The 1,050-nt window shown below is 66.4% G+C and carries 1 pseudogene; it reads left to right on the top strand.

Features of this window, described 5'->3' with window-relative positions:
• Nucleotides 1-24 precede the first annotated feature (24 nt).
• Nucleotides 25-1,050: pseudogene (locus Y706_RS30445) on the top strand (hypothetical protein); the annotation flags it as partial.

Below are 1,050 nucleotides of genomic sequence, written 5' to 3'. Positions count from 1 at the left end.
CGTTCGCAGAAAGTCTAGCTATTCATGCATGCCCCCGGCAGCGGGGACGCATATTTCCCGTTCGCCGGCAACGGCGGCTACGACGTCCTGCACTACGACCTCGCCCTCCGCTATACGCCACCGACCAATCCCGCGGTCCTCGCAGGCCGCCTCAGCGGGGTCGCGACTGTCACCGTCCGTGCGAAGCAGAACCTGGAGTCGCTCAACTTCGACCTGCGCGGCCTGGGCGTCACGTCGGTCCAGGTCGAAGGCAAGGCAGCCAAGTGGTCCCAAGTGCAGAACGACGCGAACCGGATCTGGGAACTCACGGTCGGGCTGCGGCCGAAGCTGAAGGCCGGACAGACGACGTCGATCGTGATCGAGTACGGCGGAACCACCGGCCGGCCGCTCGACACCACCGGAGCGCTCTACGGTTGGGTCACCACCCCTGACGGTGCGATGGTCGTCAACGAGCCCGAGGGTGCGGCGACCTGGTACCCCGTGAATGACGACCCTGAAGACAAGGCGACCTATACGTTCCGCATCACGGTGCCGGCGGGGAAGACGGCCGTGGCGAACGGCGGCAGCGGGGACGCATATTTCCCGTTCGCCGGCAACGGCGGCTACGACGTCCTGCACTACGACCTCGCCCTCCGCTATACGCCACCGACCAATCCCGCGGTCCTCGCAGGCCGCCTCAGCGGGGTCGCGACTGTCACCGTCCGTGCGAAGCAGAACCTGGAGTCGCTCAACTTCGACCTGCGCGGCCTGGGCGTCACGTCGGTCCAGGTCGAAGGCAAGGCAGCCAAGTGGTCCCAAGTGCAGAACGACGCGAACCGGATCTGGGAACTCACGGTCGGGCTGCGGCCGAAGCTGAAGGCCGGACAGACGACGTCGATCGTGATCGAGTACGGCGGAACCACCGGCCGGCCGCTCGACACCACCGGAGCGCTCTACGGTTGGGTCACCACCCCTGACGGTGCGATGGTCGTCAACGAGCCCGAGGGTGCGGCGACCTGGTACCCCGTGAATGACGACCCTGAAGACAAGGCGACCTATACGTTCCGCATC

Origin of the sequence: Arthrobacter sp. I3 (assembly GCF_000520575.1) — a bacterium.
In the GTDB taxonomy this organism is placed as follows: domain Bacteria; phylum Actinomycetota; class Actinomycetes; order Actinomycetales; family Micrococcaceae; genus Arthrobacter; species Arthrobacter humicola_A.
The sequence above is the reverse complement of the archived record's forward strand: the minus strand, read 5'-3'. Positions and strand labels throughout refer to the sequence as shown.